General features: G+C 37.0%; 17 protein-coding genes. 15 read left to right on the top strand and 2 right to left on the bottom strand.

Going from position 1 to position 19,528, the window contains the following annotated elements:
• Window positions 1-89: 89 nt before the first annotated feature.
• The 15 genes from D0817_RS09355 to dusB all read left to right on the top strand — a co-directional run bounded on the left by D0817_RS09355 (window position 90) and on the right by dusB (window position 17,243).
• On the top strand, window positions 90-1,289 hold the full coding sequence (locus D0817_RS09355) for a beta-ketoacyl-[acyl-carrier-protein] synthase family protein (RefSeq protein WP_127338136.1): 1,200 nt from the start codon (window positions 90-92) through the stop codon (window positions 1,287-1,289).
• Window positions 1,286-2,347 carry a beta-ketoacyl synthase N-terminal-like domain-containing protein gene (locus D0817_RS09350; protein ID WP_127338135.1) on the top strand — a complete coding sequence of 354 codons (1,062 nt, stop codon included), beginning with the start codon at window positions 1,286-1,288 and terminating at the stop codon, window positions 2,345-2,347. Before D0817_RS09355 ends, D0817_RS09350 begins: the two co-directional genes overlap by 4 nt.
• Complete coding sequence (locus tag D0817_RS09345; RefSeq protein ID WP_127338134.1) at window positions 2,344-3,135, top strand: polysaccharide deacetylase family protein; 792 nt, start codon at window positions 2,344-2,346, stop codon at window positions 3,133-3,135. The genes D0817_RS09350 and D0817_RS09345 overlap by 4 nt, the downstream gene beginning before the upstream one ends.
• Before the next feature lie 57 nt (window positions 3,136-3,192).
• Window positions 3,193-3,825 carry a flexirubin biosynthesis/transport protein LolA2 gene (gene lolA2, locus D0817_RS09340; protein WP_127338133.1) on the top strand — a complete coding sequence of 211 codons (633 nt, stop codon included), beginning with the start codon at window positions 3,193-3,195 and terminating at the stop codon, window positions 3,823-3,825.
• A complete protein-coding gene (lolB2, locus tag D0817_RS09335) occupies window positions 3,791-4,426 on the top strand; it encodes a flexirubin biosynthesis protein LolB2 (protein ID WP_127338132.1) in 636 nt (211 codons plus the stop codon). Before lolA2 ends, lolB2 begins: the two co-directional genes overlap by 35 nt.
• 37 nt (window positions 4,427-4,463) lie before the next feature.
• The gene (locus tag D0817_RS09330) at window positions 4,464-5,081 is read left to right on the top strand and encodes a porin family protein (RefSeq protein WP_127338131.1); all 618 of its coding nucleotides are present in this window, start codon (window positions 4,464-4,466) and stop codon (window positions 5,079-5,081) included.
• Window positions 5,082-5,087: 6 nt separating this feature from the next.
• Window positions 5,088-5,705, top strand: a complete 618-nt coding sequence (locus D0817_RS09325) for an outer membrane beta-barrel protein (RefSeq protein ID WP_127338130.1) — start codon at window positions 5,088-5,090, stop codon at window positions 5,703-5,705.
• A 39-nt stretch (window positions 5,706-5,744) separates the two neighbouring features.
• On the top strand, window positions 5,745-6,116 hold the full coding sequence (locus D0817_RS09320) for an ApeI family dehydratase (protein ID WP_127338129.1): 372 nt from the start codon (window positions 5,745-5,747) through the stop codon (window positions 6,114-6,116).
• 2 nt (window positions 6,117-6,118) lie between these two features.
• On the top strand, window positions 6,119-6,604 hold the full coding sequence (locus D0817_RS09315) for a hypothetical protein (RefSeq protein WP_127338128.1): 486 nt from the start codon (window positions 6,119-6,121) through the stop codon (window positions 6,602-6,604).
• Between the two features lie 18 nt (window positions 6,605-6,622).
• On the top strand, window positions 6,623-7,804 hold the full coding sequence (locus tag D0817_RS09310) for a DUF2062 domain-containing protein (protein WP_127338127.1): 1,182 nt from the start codon (window positions 6,623-6,625) through the stop codon (window positions 7,802-7,804).
• 136 nt (window positions 7,805-7,940) lie between these two features.
• Entirely contained in the window at window positions 7,941-11,621 is a 3,681-nt protein-coding gene (locus D0817_RS09305; RefSeq protein ID WP_127338126.1) for an MMPL family transporter, read from the top strand.
• A gap of 1 nt (window position 11,622) precedes the next feature.
• The gene (locus D0817_RS09300) at window positions 11,623-13,140 is read left to right on the top strand and encodes a phytoene desaturase family protein (RefSeq protein WP_127338125.1); all 1,518 of its coding nucleotides are present in this window, start codon (window positions 11,623-11,625) and stop codon (window positions 13,138-13,140) included.
• A gap of 8 nt (window positions 13,141-13,148) precedes the next feature.
• Window positions 13,149-14,810, top strand: coding sequence for a C45 family autoproteolytic acyltransferase/hydrolase (locus D0817_RS09295; RefSeq protein WP_127338124.1), 1,662 nt, complete (start codon window positions 13,149-13,151; stop codon window positions 14,808-14,810).
• Window positions 14,811-14,812: 2 nt separating this feature from the next.
• On the top strand, window positions 14,813-16,102 hold the full coding sequence (flxY, locus tag D0817_RS09290; RefSeq protein ID WP_127338289.1) for a flexirubin biosynthesis putative acyl-CoA ligase FlxY: 1,290 nt from the start codon (window positions 14,813-14,815) through the stop codon (window positions 16,100-16,102).
• 148 nt (window positions 16,103-16,250) lie between these two features.
• Complete coding sequence (gene dusB / locus D0817_RS09285) at window positions 16,251-17,243, top strand: tRNA dihydrouridine synthase DusB (RefSeq protein WP_127338123.1); 993 nt, start codon at window positions 16,251-16,253, stop codon at window positions 17,241-17,243.
• A gap of 167 nt (window positions 17,244-17,410) precedes the next feature.
• Here dusB and D0817_RS09280 read toward each other — a convergent pair whose 3' ends face one another.
• Together D0817_RS09280 and D0817_RS09275 are read right to left on the bottom strand one after the other, a co-directional pair.
• Window positions 17,411-18,016: an N-acetylmuramoyl-L-alanine amidase family protein gene (locus tag D0817_RS09280; protein WP_127338122.1), complete on the bottom strand. Its 606-nt coding sequence runs from the start codon at window positions 18,014-18,016 to the stop codon at window positions 17,411-17,413.
• A gap of 66 nt (window positions 18,017-18,082) precedes the next feature.
• A complete protein-coding gene (locus tag D0817_RS09275) occupies window positions 18,083-19,510 on the bottom strand; it encodes an MATE family efflux transporter (RefSeq protein ID WP_127338121.1) in 1,428 nt (475 codons plus the stop codon).
• Between the last annotated feature and the right edge of the window lie 18 nt (window positions 19,511-19,528).

Here is a 19,528-nt window from a genome sequence, read left to right as displayed (position 1 = left end):
TTTAGACTTCTTAGAAAAGAAAGTCTAAAAATCTATGTAATCCAACAATCTAAGAAGTCTAAAAATCTAACAATCAAAGAAGTCTAATAATGAAAGGTGTTGCAATAACAGGAATGGGAATTATCTCTTCGATTGGAAATTCAGTTGAGGAAAATTTAGATTCATTATTACATGAAAATCGTGCCATTACCCGTGTCCAGAATATTACAACGATTCATGCCGACATCAATAAGGTAGGGGAAATCAAAAAAACCAATCCGGAACTGATTGCCGAATTGGATCTTCCGGCCGATAATAATTTCTCAAGAACGGCTATGATTGGCACTTTTGCAGCAAAACAGGCTGTCGAAAATGCCGGGATTACAGCTATAAATGAATTCAGGACCGGACTCATTTCGGCTACAAGTGTGGGCGGAATGGATATGACGGAGAAATATTATTATGATTATTTCGAAAAACCGGAACTTGTAAAATATATTAGCTGCCATGACGGTGGTGATGTTGCCGATAAAATCGCTTCAGAGTTAGGTTTAAAAGGAATGGTAACGACAATCAGTACCGCTTGTTCATCGGCTGCGAACTCCATTATGCTGGGTGCGCGATTGATAAAAAGCGGAAAACTGGACCGTGTTATTGTGGGCGGTGCCGATGCTTTGGCAAAATTCACCATCAACGGATTTAAGACTTTAATGATTTTATCAGACGATTATAACCAGCCTTTTGATAACAACCGTAAAGGTTTGAACCTGGGAGAAGCTGCAGCCTATCTGGTTTTGGAATCCGATGAAATTGTAAAAAAACAAAACAAAAAAGTCCTCGCCAGAGTTTCGGGTTACGGAAACGCAAACGATGCTTTTCATCAGACTGCTTCCTCAGAAAATGGGGACGGTGCTTATCTGGCGATGAAAAAAGCTTTTGAAGTTTCGGGTTTGAAACCTTCTGAAATAGATTACATCAACGTACATGGAACGGCAACTCCAAACAATGACTTGTCTGAAGGAAGAGCGATACTCCGCATTTACGGAGAGGAAAAAGTCCCTGATTTTAGTTCAACAAAACCTTTTACGGGACATACACTGGCAGCAGCAGCGGCCATTGAAGCGGTTTACAGTGTTCTGGCCATTCAGAACAATGTGGTGTATCCAAATATGAATTTCAAAACTCCCATGGAAGAATTTGATTTGCAGCCACAAACTTCCTTAAAAAATAAAAACATCGATCACGTTTTATCTAATTCTTTCGGATTTGGAGGAAACTGTTCTACCCTTATATTTTCAAAAAGCGAATGAAAAAAACATATATAAATGGAGTAGGCTGTATTTCGACTCAAAAAACATTTGATACTGTTTTTTTGGAAGATGCCGTATACAATCAGAATGACAACATTCTTAGTGTGGTCTCCCCTGTTTACAAAGATTTTATTGCTCCGGCAGCGGCCCGAAGAATGGCCAAAGGAGTAAAAAACGGAATCGTAGCTTCGGCATTGGCGATGAAAGACGCGCAGGCCGAAAATGTAGACGCCATCATTACCGGAACAGGATTAGGCTGTATTGAGGATTCTGAAAAATTCCTGAAAAACATTCTGGATAATAATGAAGAATTTTTAACCCCAACCGCATTTATTCAATCCACGCACAATACCGTTGGAGCTCAGATTGCGCTAACCATGCAGTGTAAAGGGTATAATTTTACCTACGTAAATGGTGTGGTTTCTTTTGAGTCTGCACTTCTGGATGCTAAAATGCAACTTGAGGAAAACGAAGCCAGTTCGATTTTAGTAGGCGGCGTAGATGAGAATGGTGATTATACCATGGAACTTTTTAAATTGGCACAACGTGTTAAACAGGAAAGTGAGCAGCCGTTTCATCTTTTAACTCCAAAAACAATTGGAGCCGTTCACGGTGAAGGAGCCAGTTTTTTTGTTTTGGAAAATGAAAAAAAAGACACTACTTACGCCGAAATTCTGGATGTTGAAATCATAAACACTTTACAAGAAAACGAAATTGAAACGCACATAACTGCTTTCTTAAAATCTAACGGTCTTCAAGTTTCAGACGTTGATGCTATCGTTTTGGGTTTTAACGGCGATGTAAAATTCGATTCGTATTACAGAACACTATCCGAAAATACTTTTTCAGATACCCCTCAGTTGTATTACAAGCACTTGTGTGGTGAATACGATACGGCTTCAGCTTTTGGATTATGGATGGCCTCAAAAGTTATAAAACTGCAGGAAATTCCGGAAATTGTAAAGGTAAATTCAGTTAAAAGAACCGCTTACAACACGGTCGTATTATATAATCAGCTGAGCGGAAAAAATCATAGTTTTACGTTACTGTCAAAATGATAACGCATAAAAACATTTCAATATTTTTTGTCTTTTTATTGCTGGCACTGGTTCTTTTGAACTTTTATGCTTCAATTAGCTGGATATGGTTTATCGTGATTGTTTTACTTTGGCTCGGAATCAATGCTGTTGGTTCTGCCCGAATTTCTTCTGATTATCATGTAAAAGCTTTCTGCAGTAATCCATCCGAAAAGGAAAAAAAAATAGCCCTTACTTTTGACGACGGACCGGGTCCTTTTACGGTGGAAGTTTTAGAATTGCTGAAAAAATACAATGCAAATGCTACTTTTTTCTGCATTGGAAAAAACATTGAAAACCATCCTGAAATCGTAAAACAAATTATTGAAGAAGGTCATTTAGTTGGAAATCATTCTTACAGTCATTCGAAATTTTTTGATTTCTATAATGCTGCAGCAATCACGAAAGAACTTCAAAAAACAGATTCTCTCTTAGAAAAATTTACTCCGGGAAAAGTAAAGTTTTTTCGTCCTCCCTATGGCGTAACCACACCTTCCATCCGAAGGGCTTTAAAAATTACCGGACATCAGGTGATTGGCTGGAATATCAGATCGCTTGATGGCGGAACAAAAGATCAGGATTTAATTTTCAATCGTATTATAAAACGTATTTCTCCCGGCGGAATCGTACTTTTGCATGATACGGCTTTACACTCTGTTTTGGTACTGGAACGGTTTTTGCAATTTTTACAGCAAAACAATTACAAAGTAATTTCGACCGGAGAACTTTTGAACCTTAAAGCGTATGAAAGCGTCGTGAATGCTCGTTAATCAAAAGTAAAGCAGAATGGCGATTCCATGTTTCTTTAACACAAATACTAAATACACATGAAAACTAAAATATACCTCTTCCTTTTATTGTTGACCGTTGGCAATGCCGCATTCGCCCAGGAACAAAAAATGTCTGATGCAGAAATTGCTGCTTTTAAGCAAGACGTCAATGTGGTATCGAAAAAAATCAAAACCCTGAGTACCGATTTTGTACAGTACAAACACCTGGATTTTTTATCGAAGGATATTGAAACTTCCGGAAAAATGATTTTTAAGGAACCGAATATGCTGCAGTGGCAATACAAAAAACCATACAATTACAGTATTGTTTTCAAAAATGGTAAAATCCTGATCAACGACGAAGGAAAGAAAAGTGCCGTTGATATTGGAAACAGCAAAATTTTTGGCCGCATCAATAAATTGATTGTGGGCAGCGTAAGCGGAAATATGTTTGATGATAAAGAGTTTACGATTTCTTATTTCAAAGTGAAAGGACAAAATCTTGCCAAATTCATTCCGAAAGATGCCACCCTTAAAAAATACATCAAGCAAATTGAACTGACTTTCGATAAAGAAGAAGCCACCGTGGTTCAGGTAAAATTACTGGAATCCTCTGAAGATTATACCCGAATTGTACTTAAAAATAAAGTGATCAATGCAAAAATCGACGATTCAGTATTTACTAATTAATTGCGTACTCGCAATTGTTTTAATTTCCTGTGGCCCGGTCACAAAAAATTATTCGCCTAAAAAATTAGACAAGACGTCTTACGAAGCTCCGTATTTTTCAAATCCCAAAACCGATTATGTTTATAAAACGAATATTACGGTTTACGGAAATGAAATGTCCGGAATTTTTATTGCCAAAAAAATAAACGACAGTATACACCGCGTTGTTTTCACTACTGAATTTGGGAACAAATTACTGGATTTTGAAATTTCCGATAAGAGTTTTAAAGTCAATTCGATTGTTTCAGAGTTAGATCGAAAAATCCTCATTAATACTTTAAGAGACGATTTCCGATTGTTGCTGAAAAAGGAATATTTAATTCAGGAACAGTTTGAAAATGAATCTGATAACATCTACAAATCGGCTGACGGTAATCGGGATAATTATTTGTTCCTGTCCAAAAAAGACCAGAAATTAGAGAAAGTAATTCATGCCTCTAAAACAAAAGAAAAAATAACACTCACATTTAGTTCAGAAAACAATATTTTTGCCGAGAAAATTGAGATTATTCATCAGAATATTAAATTGAAGATTGAATTCAATTATTTTAAATCAGAATAAAAATTTAAACAAATCATAAACTTTAAATCAAACCAAAATGAAAAAATTAACCGTAATTGCTTTTGTTTTATTTACAGGTCTTATCACATCAAATGCGCAGGTAACTGTGAGCCCGGGACTTCGAGGAGGTTTAAACCTTTCGAGTTTATCCAATATTGATGATAATGGTTTAAAATCCGATTTTTATGTTGGTGGTTTAGTCGATATAAAATTCAACAGGTTTTTTACGCTTCAGCCTGAACTGACGTACTCGAGACAAGGTTCTGAAGGAAGATATTATGATTATCAGACCCCGGATTATGGGATTCCTGTAAAATACGAATTAAATTATCTTACGGCTGGTGCTGTTGCTAAATTTCATTTCGGTGGAAAAGGGTTTCACATTTTGGCGGGACCATCGGCTGATTTTAAAATAAGTGATAATTTTGACCAATATGGTTTCAATCCAATCGATTTCGACTTTTCGGTAGTTGCCGGATTAGGATACACCTTACCAAACGGATTAACTTTTGAAGCAAGATTTAAACAGGGATTGATTGATATTTATGGTTACGACGGTCTTGATTACGATGATAACGGAGATTATTATTATGATGATGTCATCTTAAATCAGGTCTTCCAGATTGGTATCAGCTATACATTTAAAACGAAATAAAACATTTTGAGTCCGAAAAAATTATTCATTGCGCTCTTCATTTTTGCTTTGCAGCAAACGCATGCCCAATTTTCTTTTAAACCCGGTTTGAGAGGGGGTTTTACCTTTTCGACTATTTCAGAAACGCATTCTCATTACAAACCCAGTTTTTATGTTGGTGGGTTTGGAGAACTAAATATTAAAAAACATTATGCGCTGCAGCCTGAAATTACCTATTCCAGACAAGGCTCTGAGAATGTCACCCGAAATTATTTTGACGATAATACCGGAATAGAAAGAACAGAACGCCGCGATTTACAACTCGACTATTTATCCTTTGCCGTTATTAATAAATTTACATTTGGACCAGGTCTTCAAATACAATTCGGACCCGCTTTGGATATCCTGGTAGATGATAATTTAGCCCGCAGGAAAACGTACAATGATTTAGCCTTTATTACAGGTATTGCTTATAAGTTATCTTCAAATCTAACCATTGAAGCCCGGATTAAAAAAGGCTTGCTTGACGTATTAGATAGTGATTATTACCACAATGACCGTAATGATGATTATTTTTTTGGAGATTATAACACCAATGTCAATTTTCAAGCAGGAATTTCTTATTCTTTTGAAGCAAAAAAATAAAAATAAGCGCCGCATATACATTCGGAAAAAAATAAAATTATGGTTTTAAAAGACTTTTACAAAGTACTTTCAGAAGAAAAAACAGGAGATGCTAAATATAATATTCGTATATTAGTTAATGCCAATCATGAGGTTTTTAAAGGTCATTTTCCGGGAAATCCTATTATGCCGGGTGTTTGCATGATTCAGATTATTAAAGAACTGACAGAATCTGTTACTAAAAGTACCCTGATGATTCAGACACTTACAAATGTAAAATTCATGGCGCTCATTAATCCTGAAACGTCACCCGAATTACGCCTGGAACTTGAAATTGTAATTACTGAAGATGATTTGGTTAAGGTGAAAAACACAACTTACTTTAACGACACCGTTGCTTTAAAATTAAGCAATGTGTATAAAAAACTATAATTATGAAATTACTATTGTCATTAGTTCTATGGATAAATTTTGCCGGAACACCGGATTTGGCTTCGATTCGAAAAATGTATTCCGATGTTGCAAAATCAGAAGCAAACGCTAAGGAATTTACAGCCAAACTTTCAGGCGTTTCAAACAACGATGAAAAAATATTAGTCGCTTACAAAGCGGCTTCCATTGTGCTGGAATCTAAATTTGAAAGCATAATCGGAAGCAAAATCTCACGCTTTAAAGAAGGTGCAAAACTTCTGGAAGCTACTTTAAAAAGTGATCCGGATAATATCGAAATCAGAATGATCCGTCTGAGTATCCAGGAAGATGTTCCCGGAATTACAGGTTATAAAAAAAATATTAAAGAAGATAAAAAATTTATCACAGCACATTATGCCGAGCAAAATGGCGCTTTGAAAGATTATCTAAAAGACTTTGTCCTTCAATCGAAAAGTTTCTCCGAAAAAGAGAAGCAGTTCGTGAAGTAGGCGAAGAAACCAAACGCAATGAAACCTTCATTACTACAACAAGAAGTCCTTCAGAATGTTAATTTTTGTGTGATTGTGCCAACGTACAATAATCACAAAACTTTAAAAAAAGTGCTGGATTCTATTTTAGATTTCACTCCAAATGTCATTGTAGTCAATGATGGATCGACCGATGAAACAAGCGAGATTTTAAAACAGTATTCGCAGTTCACCCAAATTCATCACACCAGAAATTCCGGGAAAGGAATGGCGTTGCGAAATGGTTTCAAAAAAGCAATTCAAATGAATTTTGAATATGCCATTACGATCGATTCAGACGGACAGCATTTTGCCTCCGATATTCCGAATTTTATCGCTGAGATTCAAAATCAACCGAATTCTTTATTGATCGGAAGCCGAAACATGACACAGGAAAATGTGCCTAAAAAAAGTAGTTTTGGTAATAAATTTTCCAATTTCTGGTTTTGGTTTGAAACCGGAATTAGACTTGACGACACCCAATCGGGTTTCCGGTTGTACCCGCTGCAGCTGATCCCACAAAAATATTACACCAATAAATTCGAATTTGAAATTGAGATAATCGTACGTTCTGCCTGGAAAGGGATTGTGGTAAAAAATATTCCGATCCGGATTTTATACGACCCTGCCGAAAGGGTTTCGCATTTTCGTCCGTTTAAAGATTTTACCCGAATCAGTATCCTGAATACCGTTTTGGTCATCAATACGCTGCTGTACATTAAACCCAGGGATTTTTTCAGAAGAGCAAAAAAAAAAGGCTTTAAAAAATTTTTCCTCGAAGACATTTTAGAAAGCAGTGATTCTGATTTCAAAAAATCTGCCTCCATTGCGTTAGGAATTTTCATCGGAATATCTCCGTTTTGGGGATTTCAAACCGTTCTGCTTTTTACTTTCGCCGCTTTATTCAGGCTCAATAAAGTTATAGCTTATCTGGCTTCAAATGTCAGCTTTCCCCCGTTTATCCCTTTTGTTATCTATGGTTCTTTAAAAATGGGAAGCTATTTTGTATCAAACGAAGTTCCATTAATTTTAGATAGTTCCATCACGTTCGACGATATTCAGAGAAATGCAACGCAATATATCGTGGGAAGTCTTATTTTAGCATCCGTTTTAGCGCTATCAGCCGGTGTGTTAAGTTATTTACTTTTAACGGCTTTTAGTTCTAAGAAAAAATTACAATAATTACTTTTTTGCCACAGATTAAGGGGTTAAAAATGATTTTATAATCGGTGTCGGATTGCCGTGAATTTCACAAATCAGCACAAATTAATTCGTGAAAATTCATGAAATTCGTGGCGAAAAACAATAATAAAAAATTATGCATCATTATTTCTACGCTATTCATTTATTTGTAAATCGAAGAAAATCGCTGGCGGTTTTATTGGCAGTTGCGATGCTTTTTTTATTTGGATTTTTTGCTTCCCGGATAAAATTCGAAGAAGATATTACCAAACTTATCCCAACAAACGACAAATCAGATGTGACGGCAAAAGTGCTGAAACAACTTAATTTTGCGGATAAAATTACCGTTATTTTCAAACTGGATAAAAACGGAACGGAAGAAGATCTAAAAGAAATGGCCACTGCATTTTCAGACAGTGTTGCTGTATCCTGCAAACCTTATATAACCGGAATCCAGGGAAAAATAGAAGAAGAAAACATTCAGGAAACGATTGATTTTGTTTATGGCAACCTGCCTTTGTTTCTCGAAAATAAAGATTATGCCGCTATTCAGGATAAACTGCAAAAAGACAGTATTGCGGCAACGGTTCAGGGAAATTATAAATCGATTATTTCGCCATCCGGATTTGTAACCAAAGATTTTATCCTTCAGGATCCTTTAGGAATTTCTTTTATTGCCTTAAAAAAATTACAGCAGCTGAATGTCGGTGATGATTTTACGCTCGACAATGGTTTTGTAATGACCAGGGACAAAAAGAAATTATTGCTTTTTATTACATCCAGTCTCCCGTCAAGCGAAACTGAAAAAAATACTCTTTTTGCGGCTAAGCTTCAGTCGATTCAGGAGAATCTGAATCAGAAATTCAAAACCAAAACCTCCATAAGTTATTTTGGTTCCGCCCTGATTGCGGTTGCCAATGCGAATCAGATTAAAAGTGATATTATCCTGACAACATCCATCGCGATGTTTACGCTGATGCTGATTTTGATTTTATTTTACAGAAAAATATTAATCCCGTTAATCATTTTTCTTCCCACCGTTTTTGGCGCTTTGTTTGCCGTTGCCTTTTTATATTTTGTAAAAGAACAAATCTCAGCAATTTCACTGGGAATCGGTTCTATTTTATTGGGAATTACAATTGATTATTCCATTCATATCCTGACGCATTACAAACACAACAGCGATGTAAAAACTTTGTATAAAGACATTACCATGCCGGTGATCATGAGCAGTTCTACTACTGCGGTTGCCTTTTTATGCCTGCTTTTTGTAAAATCCGATGCATTAAATGACTTAGGAATTTTTGCTGCCGTAATCGTTATGGCTTCCGCTTTTTTCTCTCTTTTGATTGTGCCTCATTTATACAAACCAAAAGAAAATAATTTCGACCATAAGAAAAATGTGATCGACAGACTGGCGCATTTTTCGTTCCATAATAATAAAGTCCTGATCGGGCTTTGCATCCTCATCACAATTGTTTGCTTTTTTACGTATAATAATGTCGGCTTCAACAATGATTTATCACAATTGAATTTTGTTCCGAAAGAAATAAAAGCTGCCGAAAAAGATCTTGAAGAAAGCACCAGTTTAACATCCAAAACTATTTATGTTGCTTCGTACGGAAAAACGATGGAAGAAGTGCTGCAAAATAACAGCCGCCTTTTTGCTGATTTATCGAAAGAAAAGCAACAACAGAAAATATTAAATTTCAGCTCCGTTGGCGGAATCATGCTTTCGCAAAAAGAACAACAGCAGAAAATTGACCGGTGGAATTCCTTTTGGGATTCGAATAAAAAGCAGCTTCTAAAATCACAGCTGATTTCTGACGGCCTGAAATTAGGTTTTAAACCCACGACTTATTCCCGCTTTTTTGATCATTTGAATACCGATTTCAAACCCATTTCAGCAGCTGAATATCTAAAAATTCAGGCTCTGCAATTGCATGAATTTGTCACCGAAAAAAATGGTTTTTTTACCATTTCAACTCTGGTAAAAGTAGCACCCGCACAACGTGATGCATTTGTAAAATCGGCTGAAACCAAAAAGAATCTGATTGCCATTGACCGTCAGCAGATGAATGAAACTTTTTTCAGCACTTTAAAAACGGACTTTAATTCGCTTGTCAATTATTCTTTTGTGGCTGTAATCCTGATTTTGTTTTTCTTTTTCAGGAGAATCGAACTGGTCATTGTAAGCTGTATCCCGATTGCTTTAACCGGAATTGTAACGGCAGGAATTATGGGCATTTTTGGTATTCAGATGAATATTTTCAGTATGATTGTCTGCACGCTTATTTTTGGCCACGGTGTGGATTTCAGTATTTTTATGACAAGCGCCCTTCAGAAAGAATACACCAACGGAAAAAACGAAATTGCAATTTACAGAACGTCCATTATTCTGGCCGTAATTACTACTATTTTAGGAATTGGTGCCATGATTTTTGCACAGCATCCTGCCCTTAGATCGATCTCTTCGGTTTCATTGATCGGGGTTTTTGCCGCGCTTATTATTACTTTTATTTTCTATCCGATCCTGTTCAAAGTATTTATCTCCAACCGGTCAAAAAAAGGAAATGCCCCTTTTGAATTGCGAAGCCTGATTCACGGAATAATATCATTTGCGTATTACGGACTTGGCGGTATTGTAATGTCGGTTTTCAGTATGACGCTCATGCCAATTCTTCCAATTAGGGAAAAACCAAAAATGAAAGCATTCCGATATGCGATTTCAAAATTCATGAAATCGGTCCTGTATTCAAGTCCGCTTTTACACAAGAAAATCATTAATAAGTATAACGAAAATTTCGAAAAACCGGCCATTATCATTGCCAACCATTCGTCCTTTATCGACATTCTGGCGATGGGAATGTTAAGCCCGAAGATTATATTTTTAGTCAATGACTGGGTGTACAACTCTCCTATTTTTGGCGGAACCGTTAGAAAAGCGGGTTTTTATCCGGTTTCAGAAGGTCTCGAAGGCGGTGTGGAACATTTGCGCCAAAAAGTAAATGAAGGATATTCATTAATGATTTTTCCGGAGGGAACACGCTCCGAAAGCAATCAGATCAAGCGTTTTCATAAAGGTGCCTTTTATCTTGCCGAAGAATTTAATTTAGACATTCTTCCCGTCCTGATCCATGGTGCTTCAGAGGCCATTCCGAAAGGCGATTTTGTCATTCATCACAGTTATCTTACACTTTCAATTTTAGAAAGAATTACACCCGAAAATCTTTCTTTCGGGAAAAATTATGCCGAAAGAACGAAACAGATAGGTGCTTTTTTCAGGGATCAGTTTAGCCTTCTCCGTCAGGAACTGGAAGGTCCTGAATATTGGAAAAAAATGCTTCTTCACAGTTATGATTACAAAGAAACCGAAATCATTAAAAGCGTTAAAAATAATCTGAAAACTCATTTAGAAACCTATCATCAGCTTAACAGGCATCTTTCGGCGAAAGCCAGAATATTACATTTGTCTGATGATTACGGGCAACTGGATGTTTTACTCGCTTTGCAGGAACCACAGCGAAAAATAGATGCTTTTCATTATGACGAAGAAAAATCAGCCGTGGCCAAAACCAATTATATCGTTACAAAAAGAAAAATTTCTTATCTGGAAAATATTGAAACCGCATTCGAAAATCAATATGAGGCTGTTTTAATTTCGAATGAAAATTATAAAAATGAGGCTGACAAAATTATTTGCCTTACTTCAACGGTAATTTTAATGGATAGTTCCCGTTTAAAAGACACTTTCACTAACTTTGGTTTTCATTCGGTTTTGGATGAAGGCGGGCTAATTATATTAAAGAAAAACTAGAATGAAAGAACATTACGATGTAGTGATTGTAGGTAGCGGTTTAGGCGGTTTAGTGTCGTCTATTATTCTGGCTAAAGAAGGCTATAGCGTTTGTGTACTTGAAAAAAACAATCAGTATGGCGGGAATCTGCAGACTTTTGTTCGCGACAAAACCATTTTTGATACCGGAATTCATTATATCGGAGGATTAAACGAAGGACAAAACCTGTATAAATATTTCAAATACCTTGGAATAATAGATCATTTGAATCTGAAAAAATTAGATGAAAATGGTTTCGATATGATCTCTTTTGAAGATGATACAACCGAATATCCCCATGCACAGGGCTATGATAATTTTGTAAAACAATTAGAAAATTATTTCCCGGAAGAAAAAACAAATCTTGAAGCGTATTGCCAGAAAATAAGAACGATCTGCGATTCATTTCCGCTTTATAATTTAGAATGGGAAGGTAAATATGACAATGCTATTTTAGAATTAAATGCGAAAACAACTATTGACGAATTTACAAAAAACGAAAAACTAAGGGCGGTTCTTGGAGGTTCCAATTTTTTATATGCCGGAATTGCCGACAAATCCCCTTTTTATGTTCATGCCCTTTCTGTAAATTCTTACATTCAAAGTTCATGGCGTTGCATCAATGGCGGAAGTCAGATTACAAAACAACTCCTGAAGCAGCTCAAAAAACACGGAGGCGAATTCTACAAACATAAAGAAGTAACTCATTTTCCTGTGGAAAACAACAAAGTCACTTCTGTAAAAATGAAAGACGGAACGCAGGTTTCCGGCACTTATTTTATTTCGAATATCGAACCGAAAACCACTTTGAAAATGGTTGGCGAAGAAAATTTCAGGAAATCTTTCTACAGCCGCATTCAGAGTCTGGAAGGCGTAATTTCTGCTTTTAGTCTTTATATTGTTTTTAAACCTCAATCCTTCAGATACATCAACCATAATTATTATCATTTTAAAAAGAGTACCGAGGTCTGGACTTCCCATGAATACAATGAAGATACCTGGCCAAAAGCCTATATGGCGTCGATGAATGCTTCTAAAAAAGAAGAAGAATGGGCAGAAGGAATGACTTTCATTACCTACATGAAGTTTGACGATGTACTGACGTGGAGCGACACATACAATACCGCGGCTGAAAAAAATGAGAGAGGAGAAAGTTATGAGGAATTTAAGTCCCGGAAAGCTGCTAAATTTTTGGATGAAATTGAAATAAAATTTCCGGGAATCAAAGCGTGTATCCGTTCCGTGCATACTTCAACACCGCTTTCTTACAGAGATTATATTGGTGGTGACAGCGGTAATATGTACGGTTATGTAAAGGATTCCAACAATCCGATGAAAACACTGATTGCCTCCAAAACCAAATTAGATAACCTTTACCTTACCGGGCAAAGCATCAATATGCATGGCGTTTTGGGCGTAACAATCGGAGCTGTCGTAACCTGCTCGGAAATTATCGGAAAAGAATATCTTGTAAACAAAATCAATCAGGCATCTGAATAATTAGCACTATGAACACCCGGATCCATCTACTTTTCTTTATTGGTTTATTAGGAGTACTGGTTTCCTGTGGTATCTCCAAATCAAAAAAGCATTTGCCCGATATTGCGCATTACGAAGCCGCAAAACCAATTGTTACAAAAGTATCCGACAGTATTTTTCTCTCGGGTAAAAATTCACTTTTAAAAAACAAACAAGGTCTCTGGGAATTATATGTTGAAGGCAATCCGCTGGAAATTGGCCTTACAACCGGAGCGCTTTCCGATTCTCTTTTAAAAAAACAGGAGCAGATTTTTTTCTCCCGGATTGAAGATTTTGTTCCTTCAAAATTCCGGCAAAGGCTGCTTCGTAATTTTCTGCAATGGTACAACAGAAAATTATACCAGAATGTACCCACCGAATATCAAACGGAGATTTACGGTGTTTCCCAGTATGCTTCCCATAATTTTGACAACTTAGCGCCACAATACCAACGTAATTTGTATTTGCATGCCGCGCATGATATTGGCCATGCTTTGCAGGACCTGGCTTTGGTGGGCTGTTCTTCTTTTGCTACCTGGGGTGAAAAATCGGAAGATGGCAATTTAATTCTTGGCCGCAATTTTGATTTTTATGTGAATGATGCTTTCGCCGAAAATAAAATAGTAGCATTTATAAATCCGAAGGAAGGGCATCCTTTTATGATGGTAACCTGGCCGGGCATGATCGGCGCTGTTTCCGGAATGAATAAAGAAGGCCTGACCGTGACCATAAATGCCGGGAAATCCAAAATTCCAATAACGGCCAAAACACCTATTTCTATCCTGACGAGAGAGATTTTGCAGCATGCCGCAAATATTGATGAAGCCATTGCTATTGCCAAAAAAAGAAAAGTGTTTGTCTCAGAGTCTATCATGGTAGGGAGTGCTCAGGACAACAAAGCTGTTTTGATCGAGGTCTCTCCGGAAAAAATGGATGTTTTTGATGTGCCAAACACTAATCAGTTAATTTGTTCAAACCATTTTCAGAGTGATACTTTTAAAAATGATGAAAGAAACCAAATGCAGATTGCCAATAGCCATTCGAAATATCGTTTTGACAGAATGCAGGAACTTATTGCAGAAAGCCCGAAAATAAATCCCGAAATTGCATCACAAATTCTAAGAAACAGAGACGGTTTACACAATATAGCCCTGGGTTATGGCAACGAAAAGGCTTTAAATCAACTGATGGCGCATCACGGAATTATATTTAAACCCCAAGAAAAAATGGTCTGGGTTTCTGCAAATCCGTATCAGATGGGGGAATTTGTCTGTTATAATCTGGACTCCGTTTTTAACGAAAGAAAAAACGGGGCTGTTCTTTCTTTTGAAGAAGAAAAACAAAACATTGCCAAAGATCCTTTTTTGGAAACCGCTGCTTTTAAAAACTATCAGAAATTCAGAATTGAAGATCATAAAATAGATTCGTACCTGAGAAATAAAAAAGAAATCCCTTTTGATTTTATCCGGAATTACCAATCTTTAAACCCTGATTATTGGGTTGTATATTATAAAGCAGGATTGTATTTTTACCAAAAGAAATACTTCCGGCTGGCTCAGGAAAATTTTGAAAAAGCATTAACCAAAGAAATTACAACTGTTCCTGATAAAGAAGCAATTGAAAAATATTTAAAAAAAATCAGAAGAAAATGAAAATGATTCCATCAATTGAAAAGGATTCTTTAGAACAGATTAAAAATTTTCAGGAGCAGAAATTAGCGGAACTTTTAACGTATATCAGTCACAATTCCCCTTTTTACAAAAGACTTTTCGCAGGGCAGAATATTGATATTTCAAAAATAAAAACTTTAGAAGATTTACAACATTTGCCTGTCACAACAAAAGAAGATTTACAGCAGTACAACGATGATTTTTTATGCGTACCCCAACATAAAATTATAGATTATGCCTCTACTTCAGGAACTTTGGGAGATCCTGTTACTTTTGGTCTGACCGATTCTGACCTGGACCGACTGGCATATAATGAAGCCATTTCGTTTGCCTGTGCCGGAATTGAAGAGGGTGACGTGGTGCAATTAATGACGACAATCGACCGAAAATTTATGGCCGGCCTGGCGTATTTTTTAGGCTTGCGAAAATTAAAAGTAGGCGTGATTCGCGTTGGGGCCGGAATTCCCGAATTACAGTGGGATTCGATTTTAAAATACAAACCCTCCTATTTAATTACGGTTCCTTCTTTTTTGCTGAAGTTAATTGAATATGCCGAAGCGCACGGAATTGATTATAATAATTCAAGCATAAAAGGCGCCATCTGTATTGGGGAATCACTCAGAAATCAGGATTTTTCGATGAATATTTTATCCAGTAAAATCACTGAAAAGTGGAATATCAAGTTGTTTTCGACTTATGCTTCTACCGAAATGAGTACGGCTTTTACAGAATGCGAACATGGCGTTGGCGGTCATCACCATCCGGAACTAATCATTGTTGAAGTACTCGACGAAAATAATATTCCTGTGAAAGAAGGTGAAATTGGCGAATTGACTTTTACCACTTTAGGTATTGAAGCCATGCCATTATTGCGTTTTAAAACAGGCGATATTGTGCAGTTGCATAACGATCCTTGTGCCTGCGGAAGAAATACGCTGCGCGTTGGTCCCGTTGTCGGTCGTAAAAAGCAAATGATAAAATACAAAGGAACAACACTTTATCCGCCTGCCATGAACGACGTTTTAAGCGGTTTTGACAATATCGAAAATCATATTATTGAAATTTCCACCAACGATTTAGGAACCGATGAAATTCTGATCAAAATTGCCGTAAAAAATCAAACTCCTGAATTTTTACAGGAAATCAAAGATCACTTCAGGGCCAAATTAAGAGTAACGCCAAAGATAGAATTCGCTGCAAAAGAAACTTTAAATCCTATGGTTTTTAATCCGATGAGCCGAAAACCAATTCGCTTTTTTGATTACAGAGTTTAGGAGAAGGGACCAAGTTGCAGAGGTTCAGAGGAATAAAGATTCTTAAAAGCCTGGCATAAAACCTTTGAACCTTTGTCGCTCTGAACCTTTGAACCTCAATTTGGTACAAATTGAACTAAATGTTGTAATTTTGCACAAAATATTGAAGATGGTCAAGATTGGCAACATAGAATTACCCGAATTTCCTTTACTACTCGCTCCGATGGAAGATGTGAGCGATCCGCCGTTTCGCAGATTATGCAAAACCCATGGCGCTGACTTAATGTATTCTGAATTTATTTCGTCGGAAGGATTGATTCGTGATGCGATCAAAAGTCGAATGAAGCTGGATATTTTTGATTACGAACGTCCGGTTGGAATCCAGATTTTTGGCGGTGATGAAGAAGCGATGGCACTTTCGTCTAAAATCGTTACAACTGTAAAACCTGATTTAGTGGATATCAATTTTGGATGCCCGGTAAAAAAAGTCGTTTGCAAAGGTGCCGGTGCAGGAGTTTTGAAAGATGTGGATTTGATGGTTCGTTTAACAAAAGCGGTTATCAGAAGCACTGATTTGCCGGTTACGGTAAAAACACGTCTGGGCTGGGACGATAACTCTATTAATATTGATGAAGTTGCCGAAAGGTTACAGGATATTGGTGTTCAGGCCTTAACAATTCACGCCAGAACCCGCGCGCAAATGTACAAAGGCCACGCCGATTGGTCGCATATTGCAAGAGTAAAAAACAACCCAAGAATTACAATGCCTATTTTTGGAAATGGCGATATCGACAGCCCTGAAAAAGCATTAAAATATAAAAATGAATACGGTATTGACGGAATCATGATTGGCCGTGCCGCTATTGGGTATCCGTGGATTTTTAACGAAATTAAACACTATTTTAAGACCGGTGAGCATTTAGCTGCCCCAACAGTTGGTGATCGTGTAGAAGCCGCCAGAAATCATTTGCAATGGTCTATGGACTGGAAAGGCGAACGCTTAGGTATTGTAGAAATGCGCCGTCATTATACCAACTATTTCAAAGGAATTCATTCGTTTAAAGAATACAAACAAAAACTGGTTACCACTGACGAACCTGAAATTTTATTCGCGATTATGGATGAAATAAAAGAGGTTTATGCCGGATACGAGTTTGTGTAAAAAATAAGTTTAACCGCAAGGAACGCTAAGATTTATATCCTGGCAGTAGGATAAAAATGCAAAGTTCGCAAAACTATAATTGATATAGCCTTGCGAACTTTTCGCTTATACAGATTTCTGTAAATAAAAAAACCTGGCGTTCCTTGCGGTTAAATATAGTATAGGATTTACTTTATGGATTCCAAAATATGGGCTGCAATTTCATTTTGGCCGCTTTCACTGGTCAGATACACCCTGTCCTTATTGTTGGACAAAAAGCCCATTTCCAAAGTTATGGCGGGACAATTAGAATTTTTAAGCATATAAAAAGGAGCTTCCGTTACTTTTAGTTTCAAAAGATTTTCTCCTGAAATTCCATTAATGATCTTCTCTGCATTTTCTTTCGACTTTTCGTAAAATTCTTTTTTGGAAGAGATATAGGCTTCAGCTCCATTACTTTCCTCGTTTTTTGAAGAGTTAACATGTAAAGAGATTAACAGATCCGGCTTCAGGTTATTGATAATTGAAACCCTTTCGCTTAGTTCCATAAAATGATCTCCTTCGCGAAGCAGCACAATTTCAATATTGCTGTCTTTATTGAGTGCTTTGACTTTCTTCGCAATAGTTTCGGAAATAGTCTTTTCCTGGAATCCATACATTGTTGCTCCGAAATCATGGCCACCATGACCTGCGTCGATTACAATCACTTTTTTTTCTTCTAATGGTCTAAAGGCAAAAAGCCCCAATAATAAAACAGTACTAAGAATTCCCAGAACTTTGATATTGGTTTTCATATTTATTTATGTTTTGGTTCGTTAATTTCAACGAAAATACTACAGAAATATTGTACAAAAATTATTTTAGACCTGAGTCCGTTTCCACTTTCCTCTTTTGTAAAAGAAAATCCCCGCCAATGTTATTGCGGTTTCAGCAACGGGGATCGCAATAAAAACACCTGTTGGTCCCATCTGAAAATGTTTGGCCAACATAAAAGCCAACGGAATCTGAAACAACCAAAAGCCGAAGAAGTTAATTCCGGTTGGCGTCCAGGTATCTCCTGCCCCGTTGAAGGTATTGATCAAAACCATTCCGATTCCGTAGAAAACAAAACCAATACTCATAATCTGTAAGGCTTCAACAGCAATGGTTTTCACCATTTCATCATTGGTAAAAAAGGAAATGATATATTTTCCGAAACATAAAGTTATGACCATAATCGTTGCCATAAAAATTACATTGTATCTGGCGGTGGTATAAACCGATTTTTCTGCACGATCAATTCTTTTCGCACCTAAATTTTGTCCCACCAAAGTTGCAGCGGCATTGCTTAGTCCCCAGGCCGGAAGTATAAAAAACATCATGATTCTGAGTGCTGTCTGGTATCCCGCTGATCCATGATCGCCTCCTGTTGTTGCCACCAATTGCGCCAGGAAAATCCAGCTGCAGGATGCGATTACGAATTGTAAAACTCCCGGAGCGGCAATTTTTATCAGTGCTTTTATTTGTTTAAAATCGGGAATGAAATATGATGCAATAATTTTTAAAGCGCCTTTCCCAAAAAACAAATGATACAATTGATATAAAACTCCAATGCTTCGTCCTAAGGTAGTGGCAATGGCGGCGCCTGTTAATCCGAAAGCCGGTACAGGACCAAGACCGTTAATCAATACCGGACATAGAATAATATTACAAATATTCGCTAACCACAGACTTTTCATGGCAATAGCAGCATTTCCGGCTCCACGAAAAATCCCGTTGATCAGAAATAGAAGCATGATACACAAACTTCCGCCAATCATAATCTGTGTAAATCGGTAACCGTGTTCTGCAGCATCCGCAGATGCACCCATCAACAGCAGAATATCTTTGGCATAAATAAACCCCAGTATACTCATTACACTATTGATTACAAAAGCTATAATGATGGCCTGCATACCAGCCTTTGCGGCAGCAATCGGGTTTTTCTCCCCAATTCGTCTTGCTACAACGGCTGTTGCTGCCATACTGATACCAATAGCAACTGAGTACACAATTGTAATAACGGATTCTGTTAAACCAACTGTTTGTATCGCAAAACTGCTGTGCTCCAAATGTCCGACAAAATATAAATCGACCAGTGCAAACACCGATTCCATCATCATTTCCAAAACCATGGGAATGGCCAGGAGAATGACTGCTTTCTTAATGCTGCCGGTGGTATAATCAAAAGATTCGTCTCCTTTGATAGCTAGTTTTAAAGTGGTGAAAATTTTAGAAAATAAACTCTTTTGTATTGTTGTTTCTGTCATGATATAATTAGGATAAAT

The sequence above is a fragment of the Flavobacterium cupreum genome (assembly GCF_003996965.1).
GTDB lineage: Bacteria > Bacteroidota > Bacteroidia > Flavobacteriales > Flavobacteriaceae > Flavobacterium > Flavobacterium cupreum.
Note: the sequence above shows the minus strand (reverse complement) of the source record. Positions and strands in the feature narration are given on the sequence as shown.

What these genes read in the sequence shown, in the direction of transcription:
- flxY (WP_127338289.1), top strand. Translation starts at nt 14,813, where the DNA reads ATGATTCCATCAATTGAAAAGGATTCTTTAGAACAGATTAAAAATTTT.
- D0817_RS09345 (WP_127338134.1), top strand. Translation starts at nt 2,344, where the DNA reads ATGATAACGCATAAAAACATTTCAATATTTTTTGTCTTTTTATTGCTG.
- D0817_RS09275 (WP_127338121.1), bottom strand. Translation starts at nt 19,510, where the DNA reads ATGACAGAAACAACAATACAAAAGAGTTTATTTTCTAAAATTTTCACC.
- D0817_RS09310 (WP_127338127.1), top strand. Translation starts at nt 6,623, where the DNA reads ATGAAACCTTCATTACTACAACAAGAAGTCCTTCAGAATGTTAATTTT.
- D0817_RS09355 (WP_127338136.1), top strand. Translation starts at nt 90, where the DNA reads ATGAAAGGTGTTGCAATAACAGGAATGGGAATTATCTCTTCGATTGGA.
- D0817_RS09295 (WP_127338124.1), top strand. Translation starts at nt 13,149, where the DNA reads ATGAACACCCGGATCCATCTACTTTTCTTTATTGGTTTATTAGGAGTA.
- dusB (WP_127338123.1), top strand. Translation starts at nt 16,251, where the DNA reads ATGGTCAAGATTGGCAACATAGAATTACCCGAATTTCCTTTACTACTC.
- D0817_RS09300 (WP_127338125.1), top strand. Translation starts at nt 11,623, where the DNA reads ATGAAAGAACATTACGATGTAGTGATTGTAGGTAGCGGTTTAGGCGGT.
- lolB2 (WP_127338132.1), top strand. Translation starts at nt 3,791, where the DNA reads ATGCAAAAATCGACGATTCAGTATTTACTAATTAATTGCGTACTCGCA.
- D0817_RS09305 (WP_127338126.1), top strand. Translation starts at nt 7,941, where the DNA reads ATGCATCATTATTTCTACGCTATTCATTTATTTGTAAATCGAAGAAAA.
- lolA2 (WP_127338133.1), top strand. Translation starts at nt 3,193, where the DNA reads ATGAAAACTAAAATATACCTCTTCCTTTTATTGTTGACCGTTGGCAAT.
- D0817_RS09350 (WP_127338135.1), top strand. Translation starts at nt 1,286, where the DNA reads ATGAAAAAAACATATATAAATGGAGTAGGCTGTATTTCGACTCAAAAA.
- D0817_RS09320 (WP_127338129.1), top strand. Translation starts at nt 5,745, where the DNA reads ATGGTTTTAAAAGACTTTTACAAAGTACTTTCAGAAGAAAAAACAGGA.
- D0817_RS09330 (WP_127338131.1), top strand. Translation starts at nt 4,464, where the DNA reads ATGAAAAAATTAACCGTAATTGCTTTTGTTTTATTTACAGGTCTTATC.
- D0817_RS09315 (WP_127338128.1), top strand. Translation starts at nt 6,119, where the DNA reads ATGAAATTACTATTGTCATTAGTTCTATGGATAAATTTTGCCGGAACA.
- D0817_RS09280 (WP_127338122.1), bottom strand. Translation starts at nt 18,016, where the DNA reads ATGAAAACCAATATCAAAGTTCTGGGAATTCTTAGTACTGTTTTATTA.